The following is a 16,488-nucleotide window of genomic DNA, read 5'->3' on the forward strand; positions in this document are numbered from 1 at the left end:
GGAGAATACATGAAAAATAAAATAGCTTTTACTTGTATGATAGTAATCATAACTCTTGTTTTAGTATTCTTAGGAGAAAAAATTGTTCATGTAACAGGCAAATATCCGTTTTGTGGAAGTTGCCATTCTTGGGATGGACCTATAGCAATCACAAATGTTAATGATGATATACACGGGGCTAAAAATCCTAAAGGAGTGGTAGTTAATTGTGCTGATTGTCATTTACCACACGATAATTTGGCAAAATACTTATTGACTAAAGCTAAAAACGGAATAGCAGAAGGCTTTACAACTTTAACAAAAGACCCCACTAAAAAAGATTGGCTAGCAAATAGAGAACACGCTAGAAAAAATTATACTTTTGATAGCTCTTGTCTAAAATGCCACGAAAATGCTTTCGTAAAAGACAATGAAAGCACATTACCAATCCATCTTACTTATCTAAGCTTTAAAGGTAGTGCTGATGAGATGAAATGCACCGATTGTCATAAACATGTAGGGCATAAAGATTTAGCACAAACTTTATATGATTTAAAGGACACAACTCCACATAGTTGGGAAGATTGGGAAAAACAAAGAGCTAAGCAATAAGCTTAGCTAATAGAATTTAGAATTAATTCTAAATTCTATAAATTCTTTTTCAAACTTAACTCAAATTCTTTTTCAAACTTAACTCAAATTCTTTTTCAAACTTAACTCAAATTCTTTTTCAAACTTAACTCAAATTCTTTTTCAAACTTAACTCAAATTCTTTTTCAAACTTAACTCAAATTCTTTTTCAAACTTAACTCAAATTCTTTTTCAAACTTAACTCAAATTCTTTTTCAAACTTAACTCAAATTCTTTTTCAAACTTATTGATTTTAAAGTTCCATTTGATTTACTTCACGCCAAGCTTCAAGCAAACCATTAGCAACTTTCATAACTTCATCCAATTTAGCAGTATCGCTATCAATTATTACCTTACTAAGTGTGCTAATTTGATGAGAATAAAGCCCTTGTAAATAATAACTAACATCGCCTTGACTAAAGTCTAAATAATTTAATAGCTCAACAAAAATTGCTGTGGCTTTTTTAATATTTTTACATTTGGCTTCTATATCGTTTTTTTCTATGGCTTTTTTGGCACGAGAGCAAAATCTAAGTATGCCCTCGTATAAAAGCTCAATCATTTTCTCATTACTCTCAATTGAAATATTGTTATGAGAATAACTCGCATAAGCATTACTTACCATTTATATTCCTTATTTATTAGCAAATGCTGCATTTGTTAAAGCTGTAATCGTTTGGCTTTGATTATCAAGCTTATTTAAAATAACATCATACATACTTAGTCTAGTAGCTAAAATCTCATATCTTTTCTCAATTTCTTCATTGGTTTTTTTGATTTCTTCATTTAGCTTCTTAACATCATCTTCTAAATTTTTATTATATTTAGTAAGAGTTCCATCAGTGCCTACCATACTATCTAAAGTATCTTTAAATGTTCTAAACACTCCTGTTTGCTCTGTTTTAATAGTTCTCATTGTTTTTTCTTCTAAACCAAGTTGTAATAACTTCTCGCTAGAACCACCTATTTCAAGTGCATTTTTTCCATCACTTGTAATACTAATATTATTTTCTTTACCTAATTTAGCCGTTACACCATCTATTTTCGCATCATTAATAGCTTCAATTAATTTATTTATATACTCTTCTTGAGTAATCTTATTGTCTTTATCATTTAATTTATCTAGGAATTCTTTTTTAAAGGTAATTTCCTTACCATTTATCTTCAAATCCCCTTCAGCTAAAGCTACTTTTTGACTAATTGTCTTACTTGTAGTGCTTAATTCTTGGTATTTTACGCTACCTTGTAAGAAATTTTTAATTCCTTCGCTATTTTTCTTATAAGCTTCTTCAAATTTTGATTTTTTAAAAGTTAAAATTCCTTTTTCATTAAGCTCAAACCCCATACCAGATAAACTAATCCCATTTGAATCAGTCTTAGTAATCATTGATGATAACATTGTTTTTAGCTTACTTACTTCGCTAATTCCTTGCAAACTTCCTGCTGTTTTTTTCTCTTTATCAAAACCTGTTGAGGTAGCAAGAGAATTAACTATAGAATTATAATTCGTTGTAAAAGTAGTTAAATGCTCTGTTAAAGAATCTAAATCATCGCTTACTTTAAAGTTGGTAATACCTTCTTTTTTAAGAGAAATTTTTGCTCCAATTATTAAATCATCAATGGTATTTGTGCTTCTGCTAATCTCAATACCTTCATAAATAAACTTAGCATCTTGCGCTGTTTGAACATGGTTTGATTTTGCATCAATTCCATCATACTTAGTTTGAGCAGCTTTTACATCTAATTCATTTATAAAATAATTCTCCCTAGAAGTTTCAAAAAATTCTTGAATTCCTTTCTTTTCATCTTCACTTAACTTACTGAAATCAGTAGCTTTATTTATACTAACTGCTTTTGTTTGATTAGAACTATCTTTGTATGAAATATTTAATTCTTCTCCGGTATTTTTAATATATTCAACCCAGTTTTTTGTTTGTGTTTCTATATCAGTTTTATCTTTAAATTCAGCAAAAACTGCTTTTCTTTCATCAGCACTTAGTTTAGATAAATCTGTATCTTTATTGATTTTAAAAGATACTTCAGTTTCAACAAGATTATTAGGATCACTAGGATCACTTGTATAAGCTTTATATTTTAATTCTTTTTCCCCAGTTAATTCAGAAACTTGTTTTTGAATATTTTCTAAGTATCCACTACCACCTAAAATAACTTTAGATGCGTCTAATTGCTCGTTAGCTTTTTTAAGCTCTGTTTTAGCAGCACTAGCATTTGCAGCGTCTAATAAACCAAGCTTTTTAAGAACTGCTTTTGAAAACTCTGCTGTATTAGGGTCGTCAAGTTTAAAAGCACTTCCAAATACTATTTCATTATCAATTCCAGCTTCTTTACTTGTAATCATAAGCCTATAATTATCATGACCTGTATCTAAAACCTTAGTGCTTACAAAATCGCTTAATTTTTTATTGTTTTCATTTGTAGCTGATAGAATTTTGTCATTTAAAGTTTGTAAAGAATCCCCTGAATTTACCTTAATAGTAAATGTTTGTTTATTTACAGTGATTTTAAACTCTGCTTCTTTTAGCATTTCTTTTTGACCATCACTTTTAATAATACCAACATCGTTAAATATGCCATAAGTTTCGCTAGAAAAAGAATTAGTCTGATAAGCATCTTTTGTAGCAAGTTGCTTAACATTAATATCAAAATCACTTACTTTAACACCCTTAGTAGTAGTCATACTAGCACTCTCACCTGTAGCATCTACTTTACTTTTAGAAAATGCTTCTCCTTCTACTAAAGAAGATATATCACCTTTAAAACTGCCTAAAAGTGTTGTTAAATCTGTTAAATCCTTTTGCTTTGCTTGTGTATCAGATAGTTTTTTATTAGGTATTGCTAATAAAGATTTTTGCTCGTTTGCTTTTAAAGCGTCATATTTTTCTTTAAATTGAAATTTATTAGCTCCTGCTATTAATCCTAAACCTGTTCCCATATTTAACTCCTTTTAAATTCTTTAAAGCAATTAACTCTTTTTATCAAAAATAATTCCTATTGCTTCTTTCATACTTTCACTAAGCTTAATTACTTCTTCATTTGGAATTTTACGAATAATTTGACCTGATTTTGTAGCTATTACATCTACATACATTTGATTGATTTTATCGTTATAACCAAATCTTACATCAGTTTGTAATTCTTCCATATTTTCATTTAATTTTTTAATAGATTCATCAAGCTTTTCTTTTGTTATTTCCTTGTTTATTTCTTCATTTTTTTGCTTACCTGAATTTGTTTCAATATGAGTTTGCTCAACTGGGCGCATTTTAGTTGTTTCTGCACTAGCTTTTAGTTGAGTATCATATTGAGAACTCGCTGCTTTAAAAATCTCCATTACTATCTCCTTTTAATAAGCTTTTTTCTAAATCGGCTAAAGTTTAAAAAACTTCATAGCTTTTGAAAAATTTTTCATCATTTTCTAATAATTTTAAATCTATTAATTTATTTATTACATCTTTATTGCAATCAGTTGTGCTAGGCCATTCGCTTAAATAGCCATCTATTTCGCCTTTTGAATACGTTGCAACCAAAATCCCATTATCATCTATTTTAATATCAGTGCTAGGGTCGTAATTATTAAACGCTCTCCAAATTAACATATAAGGATTATTTAAATTAACTCCTTTATCAAATAAAACAACAATCCCACCTAAGTTATTTTTGCAAGCATTATAAATAGTGTCTAAATTATGCTTTCTATCTAAACTTATACAAGTAATTTGTGTTTTTGCTTCAGGATAGAAAATGTTGTATTCATATAAACCAAATTCTTTTAAATCATCTAATAAATTTTTAAGATTTGGTTTAAAACTTGTTTTATCTATTTCTTGTTTTTCTACTTTAAAGGTATGAGCTTTATAAGTAGATTTTGAAGTAGCGTCAAGCCCTAACTTACCGCCCATACCTAATTTAGTGCTAGAATGATCTAGTTCATCACATAATCCATAGCTTAATAATAATTTTTTAGGAGAGAAATTATTTAAAATATATTCTGTAATTTTAGGATAATCATTCAGACTAGGTGCATTCTCATCTACAAAAATAGCATTTTTTACAAAACTCATCTGCCCTACTCCCCAAAATGCGTGCATATTAGCTAATGCTAAGCCATCATAATTGCTTTTTACTTTAGCTAAGATTAGATTATGAAAAACACCATTTTCAGGCATACAATAATCAATCAAATCAGGGCAAGTTGTCTTAAGTAATGGTAAAAATATTCTCTCTGTTCCATACCCCATCCATTTATCTTCTAAAGGTGGTTTACCAACTACGGTTGCATTATAAATTGGCTCATTTTTGCCTGTAATTTTTGTAATTTTCATAACAGGAAAATTACCTTGCGGAGTATAAAATCCCGTATGATCGCCAAATGGACCTTCAATAGCAAAATGATTTACATCAATTTCGCCTTCTATTACAAAATCACTATTACTTGGAACATACAAATCATTAGTATCACATTTAACTAATTTTGCTCCTTGTTTTTTGATAAATCCATAAAGCATTAATTCAAATATACCTTTAGGCAATGGTGCTTGAGCGCAAAATATATGAAGTGGGTCATCGCCTATTGCAATAGCTATTGGCATTTTTTTATTTGCGGCTTTATATTCATAAAAGAAATTATTAGCATCTTTATGAAGTTGAAAGTGCATTATTAAATGCCCTTCATCTAATACTTGCAAACGATACATTCCTAAATTATTTTGCTTACCATCAAGACTTTTGGTATAAACCTGACCCATTGTAATAAATGCACCTGCATCTTTTTCCCAAGTTTTAAGGATTGGAATTTGATTTAGAGAATATGTTTTTTGCTTACAAGGTGCGTTTTTGTTTATTTCTCTTTTTGGAGCTATATTTTTTAAAGAAAATAATTTATTTGCAAGGTTTAATTTAGCACCAAATGTAGGTGGAATATGCAGTTTTAATAAGCTCTCAATCTCATCTGCAATCTCATCAGGATTTTTACCTAAAACCAAATTAAGTGCTTTGCTATTTGCAAAAACATTCATAATAATTGGCATATCATAATTTATATTGCCTTTTTTTGGATTTGTAAATAATAAAACCTTTGAATCACTCTTTTTAGCTTCTAAATAAGCTAAATGAGCGATTTCTAACTCAACATCTAAAGGTGTATTTATAATCTTTAAAAGATTTTCTTTTTTTAATTTTTCTATATAATTTTTCATAGCATTTCTTTTAATAATTCTTCATTTTCAGCTAGAATTTCTAAAGCTCCGTGCTTTATAAATTCTTTTGCTAAAACTACCCCAAAATCACTTGCATTTGCTTGATTAATCTTTCTTTGCATTTTTATAATTTTACTAGCATCAATTAAGCCAATAATCGCATTTACGCAAATAATCTCATTATCAATAAAAGCTGCATTAATTCCTATTGGAGCACCACAACCACCATTTAAAGTAGCAGTAAAATCACGCTCAATTTTGCATAATAATGCTGTTTTAGGGCAATTTAATTTAGATACAAGATTTAACACCTTTTCATCATTAATACTCTCAATCGCAACAGCACCTTGACCTGCTGAAGGTATCATAATTTTTGTATCTAAAATCTCATAATTTAACTCATCTAAAAGATTTAATCTCTTAAGTCCTGCATAAGCTAAAACTATCGCATCAAATTCGCCATCTTTTAATTTTTTAAGTCTAGTTTGTAGATTTCCCCTTAATGAGTGAATAGAAAAATCATCTCTAATTAATCTTAATTGCATTTGGCGGCGAAGACTTGTTGTGCCGATTTTTGCACCTTGTTTTAGTTCATTTAATGATTTTTCATTTCCACGAAAAACCACAACATCATTAGGAGTTTCTCTTTTGCAAATACTAGCAAGTTTAAAATCATACGCCAAACTTGCCCCAACATCTTTTAAAGAATGAACGCTAATTTGTGCAAGCCCATCGTGCATTGCGTTTTCTAATTCTTTAATAAATAAATTCTTCCCACCAATTTTTGCTAAAGGAGTATCTAAAATAACATCTCCTTTAGTGCTAAGCTCTAATAATTCTATATTTAAACTAGGCTCAATTTCTTGTAATTTTGCCTTTACAAATTCGCTTTGCCATAAAGCAAGTAATGATTTTCTAGTAGCTATTTTCATATTTTTCCTTTAAGATTGTTGTTTTATTCTGCAAACTAATGCTTCTTGTAAAAGTGTTCTTGCAACCACTTTTTCTTCTTTTACCATTTTGATATTGTCGCCTAAATCTTCAAATATTTTATATTCATCTTTATTTATTCTAATGATTACATTAGCATTTGGGTCATAATCAAGTATTTTTTTACTAACTACTTCTAAGACTTGTTCGTTTGAAATAGTAACGATTACTGCTGCACTTGTTTTAATACTAGCATTATCAAAACTTGTATTTTGCTCTGCACTAGCATAAAAAACATTTTCTCCCCTACTTTGTCCAAGCTCAACTAAACTCATATCATTTTCTAGCACGATATAAGGAATGCCTTGGGTTTTTAATCTTAGCACAACTTCTTGACCAAGTGAGCCATATCCAAATATTACAAAATGTCCGCTCATTGATTCAATCTTAGGAGCTACGGTAATTATCTCATCGTTAGTAATACTTGCAAGAGATTTTATATTTTTTAAAATAAAAGGAGATAAAACCATACTTAAAATTACTGATAAAGTAAGCATTTGAGCTGTATTTGTATCTAGCATTTTATTTGCAACCAATAAAGTAAATATTGCTAAAGCAAATTCTCCAATTTGACTAACGCTTAATGCAGTTTTTAACGAATCACTTTTAGTGCTTTTAAGACTTAATAATAAAAATATACATAAAGTCTTAATTAGCATAATACCAATTGTAAGTGCAATTATTATATACCAATACTGAATGATAATATTTATATTAATTTGAAGCCCAACGGTTATGAAAAAAAATCCTAATAACAAATCTCTAAACGGGATTAAGTCAGCTTCTATTTGGTGTTTAAATTCAGTTTCTGCTATCATCATTCCTGCAATAAATGCACCAAGTGAATATGAAAACCCAAAAAATGAAGCTAAAAACGAAGCACCAACGACAGTGAAAAGTATCGTTGCTATGAATATTTCTTGAGAATTTGTCTTTAATACAAAATAAAGCACCCTGCTATAAATATATTTTCCAATCAAAAATAATAATAAAAGCACAATAAAAGCTGATATTAAAGTCTTAACAACTAAAGTGCTAATTGCAACTCCATCTTGATTGAAAATATCAATCATCAATAATAGTGGAATTACTGCAATATCTTGAAATAATAATATTCCTAAAGCTTTTCTTCCATATCGCTGATTTATGTCTTGATTTTCATTTAGTATTTTTAGAACTATTGCAGTTGAAGAAAGTGAAATTGTAAAGCCAATAATTAAAGCAATATCATCAGCTATATTAAATGCGTGGTGCAAAATTACTGCAAACACAATTCCACATATTCCCATCTGTAAAGCACCATTTATAAATACATCGGTTTTCATAGTTAAAAGGTGTTTGATAGAGAACTCAAGTCCTATGGTAAACATTAAAAATACTATTCCAAATTCTGCAATGTGGCTTAATTGTTCTGAAGTGGTTACAAAAAATACTTCTTCAATAATAAAGCCAGTTGCAATATAACCAATAATTGTTGGTATGCTAAATTTTTTAAGCACTACATTTAAAATAATCGCAATAGCACTTGTAATTAAAAATATTTCTAAGAACTCTTGCATTAGCTACTACCTTTATCATCATAAAATATCACATCGTATTTTTGATTTTGTTTAATTAAGGCGTTTTTCTTAGGCTTTTCTTTTAAACCACTTAGCATTTCTTCATAATCTGCTATTTGACTTTTAAGCTCTAAAATAATGCTAACTCCAGCTAAATTTACCCCCAAATCCCTTGTAAATCTTAAGATTAATTTAATTCTATCTACATCTCTTTGCGAATACATTCTAACCTTTCCACAGGTTCTATTAGGCTCAATCAAGCCTTCTCTTTCATATTGTCTTAGAGTTTGTGGATGAATATTTAATTGCTTTGATACTACAGAAATTAAAAATACCGGTTCATCATAGTGCATATTTCCTCCTTTTTATAAATAATCTTTTAAAGCTTTAACCAACTTATCATCAAGCGTATTAATATCAGGTAAAACCACCTTAGCTCTTAAGAATAAATCCCCTTGATTTTTAGAATATGAATTATAAATTCCCCTACCTTTAACACGGATTAATCCACCATTTTTTACATTTTCTTTTAAAGTTACTTTTAAGCCTTGCTCTTTTGGAGTATCAAACTCAACTTTACCACCAAATAAAGCTATTTTTAAAGGAATTTCAAGTTCTTTTGTCAAGTCATCTCCATCACGCTCATATTCTTTTGAATGTTCTATTTTAACAGTTGCTTTTAATGTTAGATTGTCTTTTTGCATAGTTATTTCTTGATTGTTTAATACGCCTGATTTAATCTCTACATCAAAACTAACTCCCCTTACATTAATACTTCTAGTAGTTCCTAAAACAGATTCTAAAAAACTTATTTTTAACTCAACTTGAGCTGGTTTATTATAAGACCTACTTTGCCCTGCTCCAAAACCAAAATGAGAAAATATATCCTCAAATCCACCACTAAAACCGCTTGAATTAAAATTAAAGCCATCAAATCCACCAAAAGAAGGATTATCATAAGCTCTTCTTTTATCTTCATCGCTTAACACTTCGTAAGCTTCGGTAATTTCTTTAAATTTTTCTTCAGCACCCTTATCTTTATTCACATCAGGATGATATTTTCTAGCTAAACTTCTATATGCTTTTTTTATTGTGTCAGTACTTGCGTCTTTTTTAACGCCTAATATGTCGTAATAATTCTTCATCTTTTAATCCTATAATAATAAAAATTTTTGAGTAATATTAGCTAGTTAAGCTTAATAGAGTTTAACCACTTACTATCAACTCTTAAATTATACTTAAAGGAGTAAAAATGCAAAAATGTATATTAGTAATTACCGATGGTATCGGATTAAACGATAGATTAGAATACAATTCTTTTTATCATGCAAAAAAACCAAATTATGATTTTTTAAACCAAAATGCAAAATTTTCAAGACTTAAAACAAGTGGCAATGCAGTAGGTCTTCCAGATGGTCAAATGGGAAATAGTGAAGTAGGACATATGAGTATTGGAAGTGGTAGGGTTATTTATCAAAACCTAGTTAGAATTGATAACGCTATTAAGGATAAAAGCCTAGAAAATATTAGTATTTTAAAAGACTTTTTGAAAAAATATAAAAATATTCATATAATAGGTTTATATAGCGATGGTGGAGTGCATTCAAGTTATATTCACTTTAACGAAATTGCTAAAATTGCAAGCGTTAATAATAATATTTTTATGCACTTAATAAGTGACGGAAGAGATGTTAAACCAAATTCTTTTAAAGATTTTATAAAAAATAATCCAAGTTTTATAACTCCAAGCAGTATTTCAGGTAGATTTTATGCTATGGATAGGGATAATAACTTAGATAGAACAAATGAATATATAAATATGCTTTTTAGTAAAGCAAATAAAAGTGATTTAGAACAATACATAAACGATAATTATGAGAATAAAATTTATGATGAGTTTTTTAAGCCACTTAATCTTGGTTTTGATGGCATTGGTAAAGATGATGGAGTTATTATCATTAATTATAGAAGCGATAGAGCAAGGCAAATTGCAAGTGAGCTGAAAAATCGTTTGAGTAAAAATCAAGTTTTATGTATGTGTGAATATGATGAAAAACTTGACTTAGGCGTGATTTTTCCAAAAATTGATATTAAAAATACCTTAGCTGAAGTCTTAAGCAAAAATAATTTAAGGCAATTTCACACAGCAGAAACAGAAAAATATGCCCATGTTAGCTTTTTCTTTAATGGCGGGGTAGAGAAAGAATTTCTTAATGAAAAGCGTGTATTAATCCCAAGCCCAAAAGTAAAAAGCTATGATGAATTACCGCAAATGAGTGCTTATTTAGTTTGTGATGAAGTAATTAAGGCTATGAATGATGGTTTTGATTTTATCGTAGTTAATTTTGCAAATGGCGATATGGTAGGTCATACAGGAAATTATGAAGCTTGTATTAAAGCGGTTGAGTGCGTTGATGAATGCTTAGGCAAAATCATTAAAGCTTGTAAAGAAAATAATTATGCTATGCTACTAACTTCAGATCACGGAAACTGCGAAGATATGAAAGATTTAAATGGCAATATTTTAACCAATCATACAACTTATGATGTTGGTTGTTGGCTTTATAATTATCATAAAGATAGTAATTTAAAAGATGGCTCATTAGCAAATATTGCAGCTAGCGTGCTAAAAATACTAAATTTAAATAAGCCTAGCGAAATGGAAGAAGCTTTATTTTAAATCTTTATTCCTAGTTCAAATTCTTTAAAAAATTAATGGAATTTGAATTAGGATTTTAATAAATTTGAATATATTTTATTATTATCATTTTTTAATCATCATAAACTATATCCGATAAAACTGCATATTTTAACAATTCATTATAACTTGTTTTCATTTTAATTCTCCTTTTAATTTATTGAAATAATTTTGATAAACATCATTAGAACAACTACCTCTATTATTATCGTAATTACCTAATTTAAGATAATAATTATCAACAAATAACCTAGCAAAAGAATTAGAAATTCTATCAAAATCAGGATGCTCTGGGATTTTTAGTCCTCTAAAAGACATATATGATTTTGCGTAACTACAATCCACAAAATAACCATAAATATCATAATTTATTAGCTTATCTTTACTAAGTCTAGTTGGTAATTCTGAAGCTTCTTCTTCAAAACTTTTTTCATGATAATCTTCATATAATTGCACTTCTTTATCAACTATTAAATTTACGCTTTTAAAAAACTTTCCATCTATCGTATAGTTTTCTTTTTTAATTGTGCTTAATAATAAGGTATTTGGTTTTTTAAGTTCTGTTACTTCGTGCTTTGGGCTTTGTTGTAAATTAAAATAATTTACCAAAAATACACTATAAAAACTAATCATTAAAAATGAGAAAAAATAGAATATACCTTTAATAAATTTTTGATTTTGTCTCATTATAAATTCATAAATTGATTTAATAGGATAATACAATATAAAAGGGAAAATTATTTGAAAAAACAATATTGCTGCAACAGAATCATGGTTGCTAATTTCAACACTAAAATCTAAATAAAAAAATACAACATATAAAACTTTTATAAATCTAGGATAGAGCTTTAATCCTATAAAAAATGTAAGGGCAAAAAGCATAGGATAGGTAATAAACAATGGCACATAAATTATAGGAATTAAAATACTAATAATCCCACCAGCTAAATCGTGTAAATTATCTAAAAAATACGCTAGATATATTAAAAACTCATTCATATCTTACCTTTAAAAATAATTATTAAAATTATGTTACTTTTCGTAATAAATAATATTCAAAAATATTTTTTGATTTAATTTCAAATCCCTAATTCAAATTCTTTTAAAATATAGATAGCAAAAGTTTAATTAATATAATCACCAAAATCTCTTTTGCCAAAATCAAACATTTACTCTCCTTTTACTTAAAATCTTTTCAATTTTATTTTTTTGTTTTTCTATGTATTTTTCACCTAGTGGTTGTGCTTCTTCTCTATGTTCTATTTCGTAAGCTCCTTTGCTTATCGCAGAATGTTTTAATCTATATTCAGTGTATAAAAAATAAACTGATAAATCATCAATAAAAGGCAATGAAACTAGCTTGGTTTTAGTTTGATATATTGTGTAAGTTTTTAAGTTTTTACCATTTAGTAAAAACAATATTAAATAACTTGATAAAATATTTAATATTGCAAAAAACATAACTATAGGAAAGAAAATTATTCTAGCTACCCTATAATCTAATCTATAATTTAAGCTTTTATTTTCTATTTCTTTAGTATTGTAAGTATCTTTATCAAATATATGAGAATACGCTAAAGCAGGTCGCTTAGATTGCAATCTAAAAACTATATCGCTTTTATTTATCGTTTCGCTTACTTTTTTATAACTTTTAGCAATATCAAAAAGACCTTCTTTATCTACTGTATATGTTTCAAAATATATCTTTTCATTATCTACGCTAATATAAAAATCATTATTTTTAACAAATCTAAGCCTTTTAATATGATTGGTCTTTATGAATAAAAAAATAAAAAATATACCGACAATTATTGTAGCTTCGCCTCTTCCTCTTAATCTAATCTCAGTCATTTCTGTGTGAGAAGCTTCTGGTAGTTTATCTAACTTGTAAGCTATAAAACAAATTGTGCAAATTAATAATAAAAAAGTAACAATGTCATTAAACAACCTAATAAGCTCTAAGCTATATAAATAATCGTTTTTTATTTTATAATCTTTTAAATTATCTATATTCAAATTTATCCTTTGTTTTTAATAAGATTAATTATATGAAATAAAAATAAAAATTCATAAAATTATTAATATATGTTACTTTTTATAATAAATAATATTAAAAAATATTTTTTATTTAATTTCAAATTCATAATTCAAATTCTTGTAAAAGATAAAAAATAAAAAATTATAATAAGGTTAATTAGTGGTGTGAAATATTTTAAAATTTAAATTAGGATTTTAATATATTAATTTAGTCCTTAAATTTTGTAAATTCCTAAAATTATTTAAAACTACACATTCATTAGTTGCTTATGATTTTATATAAAATAAAAAAGGAAAAACTTTATTAATTTAAGTTTTTCCAAATTAATCAATCATCAGTTAAAGCAACTGCAGGGATTAGCTTACTAGCTTGTTTAGCAGGAAAATATCCAAAAAATAAGCCAACTAAAGTGCTACTTAAAAACCCTAACATAATAGCATCAAAATCAACTATCATTTTAATAGGAGCGTCAAGTAAATTAATACCATAAACAAGCATTAAAGCAATCATTACACCAATACTAGCAGCTACGCTACAAAGCACAACCGATTCAATCAAAAATCCCGTGCTAATATAAGATGGACTTGCTCCGATTGCAAGTTTTACCCCTATTTCTTTCGTTCGCTCTTTTACAACGACAAGCATAATATTCATAACGCCAATTCCACCAACAATCATAGCAATAAACGCAATGCCAAAAATCATTAAACTAAGTGTATTTGTAGTGCTTTCTATACTTTTTTTAATAGCGTCTTGATTAAAGGTCAAAATTGAATTAGCACCCTTTTTAATCTCTAAAATCTGTTTAATACTATTATCAGCTAATTCACTATTTACATCATCTTTAAGCAATACGACAATACGCCTAATATGTTTATTACCATCAAATTTATTGCTAATTGTGCTATTTGGAACATAAACTCTAATATCAAAACCATCTCGCTCATTTTTATCTTTTTTAAGAACTCCAATTACTCTTAATGGCTGACCTTTTAGATATATTATTTTATTTAATGGACTTTCTATTTTAAATAAAGTTTTAGCTAAATTCTCACTAATTACACATACATTCTTAGCGTCTTGTTCTTCTTGCTCGGTAAAAAATCTACCTTCTTTCATCTCCTTAGCACTAATTTGTAAAAAATTCGCAAAAACTCCTGTAGCATCAGTATCTACTTCGTTTTTTAAATAAGTAATATAAGCACCACTTAAACCACTCTCAACCCCAACTTCTTTTACAAAATCAAGCCTTTTAATAAGCTCTAAATCTTGGTATGTTAAATCCTTAATCCTACCTGCATTTCTATCTCCAAATCTTGAGCCTTTATGAACTATAATTGTATTTGTCCCAAGTGATTTTATCTCTTCTAAAATATCAGCTTTCCCACCATTTCCTAAAGCTATCGTTGAAATTACTGAAGCAGTAGCGATTATAAGCCCTAGCATAGTAAGAAATGACCTTAATTTATTTGTGATTAGATTATTTAATGCAAGTTTTACATTTTGAGAAAAAAAGCTAAAACTAGCTATAAATCTATCTTTAAAATTAGCTTTATTTAAATTATCTTCATTTAAATTGCTTGTTTTAAATTCTTTAACATTTTCATCACTAATGATAACTCCATCTTTCATTTTGATAATTCTAGTTGCGTATTTACATAAACTCTCATCGTGAGTTACTAGAATGACCCCAACTCCGTTTTCATTTAGCTCTTTTAGAATTTGCATAAGCTTTATTCCATTTGCACTATCAAGCGCTCCTGTTGGCTCATCTGCTAATATAAAATTTGCATCATTTATAAGTGCTCTTGCCACACTTACACGCTGTTGCTGACCACCACTTAAATGTGCTGCTTTTTTATGAGTATGTTCGCTAAGTTCTAATTTTTCTAATAATTTTTTAGCTTTTTGAATGCTAGTTTGTTTGTTTTTCTTAGCATATAAAGCTCCCATTATTACATTTTCTAATACACTTTGTAAGGGCATTAAATTGTATCTTTGAAATATAAAACCTAAATTATCTCTTCTAAAGGCTGATTTTTCTTCACTATTTAAAGAATACAAATTCTTATCATAAAATATATATTCTCCGCTACTTGGCTCATCAATTAAGCCTATCATATTAAGCAAGGTGCTTTTTCCTGAACCACTTTTGCCTAATAATATTACAAACTCGCCTTTTTTTATCTCAATATTTATATCTTTTAATACTTGAGTTGAGCCATAAAATTTATTTAGATTGCTTATCTTTATCATTAGTTATTACCACTTCATCATCATCATTTAAGCCACTTGTAATTTCTATATTAAAATTATCGCTCTTACCTAAGGTTATATATGCTTTTTTATAGCCTATCTCGCTATTATCTTTAATATTTACAAAATAGCCTTTATTGTCTTTATTAATATAATTAATAGGTAAAGTTAAAGCATTTACTACCTTATCAATTTCTATGGTATTTTGAACATCTATTCCTATTTTTAATTCAGGGTTATTATTTACAAAATATCTAGCATAATAATAAACAGCCCCACTTGAAGTAGCATTATCAATAACACTAACATCAGCACTATCAATACTATTTATGCTAGCTTCTTTAGTGCTAGCCCCATCACTTAATGGAGTATATGTGATTTTTTGCCCTACTTTTAATAAGCTAACATCATTTTGTGCTATTTGCATTCTTACTTCCATCTCATCTAAATTAGCTAATTTAATTAGTGTTGGTGAGCTTTGCTTTGAGTTAATTGTCTGACCTAAACTAGCATAAACACCTATTACGCTACCATCAATAGGAGCTTTTACTATTGTTTCATCTAAGCTTTCTTGCATAGTAGAAATATTTGCATTTGTTTGAATTATTTGAGCTTTTATTGAGCTAAGTTTTGCTTTTGCGTTGTAATAATTAGTTTTTGCGTTTAAATAATTTTCTTTAGAGCTAGCACCCTTACTTAATAACTTTTCTTGAGTTTGAAGTTTTACATATAATTCGTTTAAATATACTCTAGCTGCTTCTTCTTCATCATTTAAACTAATTAATTTACTTTTTTCTATAGCCAAATCATTCTTAGCTTTTTCATCATCTAAAATAGCAATAATATCGCCTTTTTTAAGCTTATCTCCTAGCTTTACACGAAATTCTTTAATCTCACCATTTGCTAAAGTTGCAACATTTACCAAAGAAGGAGAATAAGCCTTGCCTACTGCTTCAACATTAATTGATAAATCCATTCTTTTTGGTTTAATAATTCTAAAATTATTATTAGTTTCATCGTTGCTAAAATATGCAAAACTAAATATGCCTATAATTATTACTATCAAAATAGCTAGTATTTTTTTCATTTTATCCCTTCTTTAATTTATTTTTGCTAAAATCT

Annotated in this window: 14 protein-coding genes; 2 read left to right on the forward strand and 12 right to left on the reverse strand. The window is 27.9% G+C overall.

Annotated elements, in window-relative coordinates:
- Positions 1-9: 9 nt before the first annotated feature.
- Positions 10-591: a cytochrome c3 family protein gene (locus AVBRAN12647_RS00285; RefSeq protein WP_214117904.1), complete on the forward strand. Its 582-nt coding sequence runs from the start codon at positions 10-12 to the stop codon at positions 589-591.
- A gap of 271 nt (positions 592-862) precedes the next feature.
- Here the strand turns inward: AVBRAN12647_RS00285 and fliS are convergent, their stop codons facing one another.
- From fliS to AVBRAN12647_RS00325, 8 genes are read right to left on the reverse strand one after another with little or no spacing between them, the layout of a single operon-like run.
- Positions 863-1,234 carry a flagellar export chaperone FliS gene (gene fliS, locus AVBRAN12647_RS00290; protein ID WP_214116767.1) on the reverse strand — a complete coding sequence of 124 codons (372 nt, stop codon included), beginning with the start codon at positions 1,232-1,234 and terminating at the stop codon, positions 863-865.
- Between the two features lie 9 nt (positions 1,235-1,243).
- Positions 1,244-3,562: a flagellar filament capping protein FliD gene (gene fliD, locus AVBRAN12647_RS00295; protein ID WP_336614503.1), complete on the reverse strand. Its 2,319-nt coding sequence runs from the start codon at positions 3,560-3,562 to the stop codon at positions 1,244-1,246.
- A 30-nt stretch (positions 3,563-3,592) separates the two neighbouring features.
- Positions 3,593-3,961, reverse strand: coding sequence for a flagellar protein FlaG (locus AVBRAN12647_RS00300; protein ID WP_214116763.1), 369 nt, complete (start codon positions 3,959-3,961; stop codon positions 3,593-3,595).
- Between the two features lie 43 nt (positions 3,962-4,004).
- On the reverse strand, positions 4,005-5,825 hold the full coding sequence (locus AVBRAN12647_RS00305) for a menaquinone biosynthesis decarboxylase (RefSeq protein ID WP_336614504.1): 1,821 nt from the start codon (positions 5,823-5,825) through the stop codon (positions 4,005-4,007).
- Positions 5,822-6,757, reverse strand: a complete 936-nt coding sequence (hemC, locus tag AVBRAN12647_RS00310; RefSeq protein WP_336614505.1) for a hydroxymethylbilane synthase — start codon at positions 6,755-6,757, stop codon at positions 5,822-5,824. The genes AVBRAN12647_RS00305 and hemC overlap by 4 nt, the downstream gene beginning before the upstream one ends.
- Positions 6,758-6,766: 9 nt before the next feature.
- Entirely contained in the window at positions 6,767-8,374 is a 1,608-nt protein-coding gene (locus tag AVBRAN12647_RS00315; RefSeq protein WP_214116756.1) for a cation:proton antiporter domain-containing protein, read from the reverse strand.
- Entirely contained in the window at positions 8,374-8,727 is a 354-nt protein-coding gene (locus tag AVBRAN12647_RS00320; RefSeq protein WP_214116754.1) for a heat shock protein transcriptional repressor HspR, read from the reverse strand. Before AVBRAN12647_RS00320 ends, AVBRAN12647_RS00315 begins: the two co-directional genes overlap by 1 nt.
- 12 nt (positions 8,728-8,739) lie before the next feature.
- Positions 8,740-9,519 carry a DnaJ domain-containing protein gene (locus AVBRAN12647_RS00325; RefSeq protein ID WP_214116752.1) on the reverse strand — a complete coding sequence of 260 codons (780 nt, stop codon included), beginning with the start codon at positions 9,517-9,519 and terminating at the stop codon, positions 8,740-8,742.
- A gap of 107 nt (positions 9,520-9,626) precedes the next feature.
- On the opposite strand from AVBRAN12647_RS00325, the gene gpmI reads away from it, so the two are divergent.
- Positions 9,627-11,054, forward strand: a complete 1,428-nt coding sequence (gene gpmI, locus AVBRAN12647_RS00330) for a 2,3-bisphosphoglycerate-independent phosphoglycerate mutase (protein WP_214119979.1) — start codon at positions 9,627-9,629, stop codon at positions 11,052-11,054.
- Between the two features lie 153 nt (positions 11,055-11,207).
- On the opposite strand, the gene AVBRAN12647_RS00335 is transcribed toward gpmI, so the two are convergent.
- The 4 genes from AVBRAN12647_RS00335 to AVBRAN12647_RS00350 all read right to left on the reverse strand — a co-directional run bounded on the left by AVBRAN12647_RS00335 (position 11,208) and on the right by AVBRAN12647_RS00350 (position 16,453).
- The gene (locus AVBRAN12647_RS00335) at positions 11,208-12,071 is read right to left on the reverse strand and encodes a hypothetical protein (RefSeq protein WP_336614506.1); all 864 of its coding nucleotides are present in this window, start codon (positions 12,069-12,071) and stop codon (positions 11,208-11,210) included.
- A 162-nt stretch (positions 12,072-12,233) separates the two neighbouring features.
- On the reverse strand, positions 12,234-13,088 hold the full coding sequence (locus AVBRAN12647_RS00340; RefSeq protein ID WP_336614507.1) for a hypothetical protein: 855 nt from the start codon (positions 13,086-13,088) through the stop codon (positions 12,234-12,236).
- Between the two features lie 349 nt (positions 13,089-13,437).
- Positions 13,438-15,366 (reverse strand): ABC transporter permease, encoded by a 1,929-nt coding sequence (locus AVBRAN12647_RS00345; protein ID WP_214120042.1) that lies wholly within the window; start codon positions 15,364-15,366, stop codon positions 13,438-13,440.
- Positions 15,341-16,453 carry an efflux RND transporter periplasmic adaptor subunit gene (locus tag AVBRAN12647_RS00350; protein ID WP_214120043.1) on the reverse strand — a complete coding sequence of 371 codons (1,113 nt, stop codon included), beginning with the start codon at positions 16,451-16,453 and terminating at the stop codon, positions 15,341-15,343. The genes AVBRAN12647_RS00345 and AVBRAN12647_RS00350 overlap by 26 nt, the downstream gene beginning before the upstream one ends.
- Positions 16,454-16,488 lie beyond the last annotated feature (35 nt).

The organism is Campylobacter sp. RM12647 (genome assembly GCF_020138135.1).
GTDB lineage: Bacteria > Campylobacterota > Campylobacteria > Campylobacterales > Campylobacteraceae > Campylobacter_E.

Bases quoted from the DNA above. Each gene is read 5' to 3' on its own strand.
- AVBRAN12647_RS00285 (WP_214117904.1), top strand. From the start codon at position 10: ATGAAAAATAAAATAGCTTTTACTTGTATGATAGTAATCATAACTCTT.
- fliS (WP_214116767.1), bottom strand. From the start codon at position 1,234: ATGGTAAGTAATGCTTATGCGAGTTATTCTCATAACAATATTTCAATT.
- fliD (WP_336614503.1), bottom strand. From the start codon at position 3,562: ATGGGAACAGGTTTAGGATTAATAGCAGGAGCTAATAAATTTCAATTT.
- AVBRAN12647_RS00300 (WP_214116763.1), bottom strand. From the start codon at position 3,961: ATGGAGATTTTTAAAGCAGCGAGTTCTCAATATGATACTCAACTAAAA.
- AVBRAN12647_RS00305 (WP_336614504.1), bottom strand. From the start codon at position 5,825: ATGAAAAATTATATAGAAAAATTAAAAAAAGAAAATCTTTTAAAGATT.
- hemC (WP_336614505.1), bottom strand. From the start codon at position 6,757: ATGAAAATAGCTACTAGAAAATCATTACTTGCTTTATGGCAAAGCGAA.
- AVBRAN12647_RS00315 (WP_214116756.1), bottom strand. From the start codon at position 8,374: ATGCAAGAGTTCTTAGAAATATTTTTAATTACAAGTGCTATTGCGATT.
- AVBRAN12647_RS00320 (WP_214116754.1), bottom strand. From the start codon at position 8,727: ATGCACTATGATGAACCGGTATTTTTAATTTCTGTAGTATCAAAGCAA.
- AVBRAN12647_RS00325 (WP_214116752.1), bottom strand. From the start codon at position 9,519: ATGAAGAATTATTACGACATATTAGGCGTTAAAAAAGACGCAAGTACT.
- gpmI (WP_214119979.1), top strand. From the start codon at position 9,627: ATGCAAAAATGTATATTAGTAATTACCGATGGTATCGGATTAAACGAT.
- AVBRAN12647_RS00335 (WP_336614506.1), bottom strand. From the start codon at position 12,071: ATGAATGAGTTTTTAATATATCTAGCGTATTTTTTAGATAATTTACAC.
- AVBRAN12647_RS00345 (WP_214120042.1), bottom strand. From the start codon at position 15,366: ATGATAAAGATAAGCAATCTAAATAAATTTTATGGCTCAACTCAAGTA.
- AVBRAN12647_RS00350 (WP_214120043.1), bottom strand. From the start codon at position 16,453: ATGAAAAAAATACTAGCTATTTTGATAGTAATAATTATAGGCATATTT.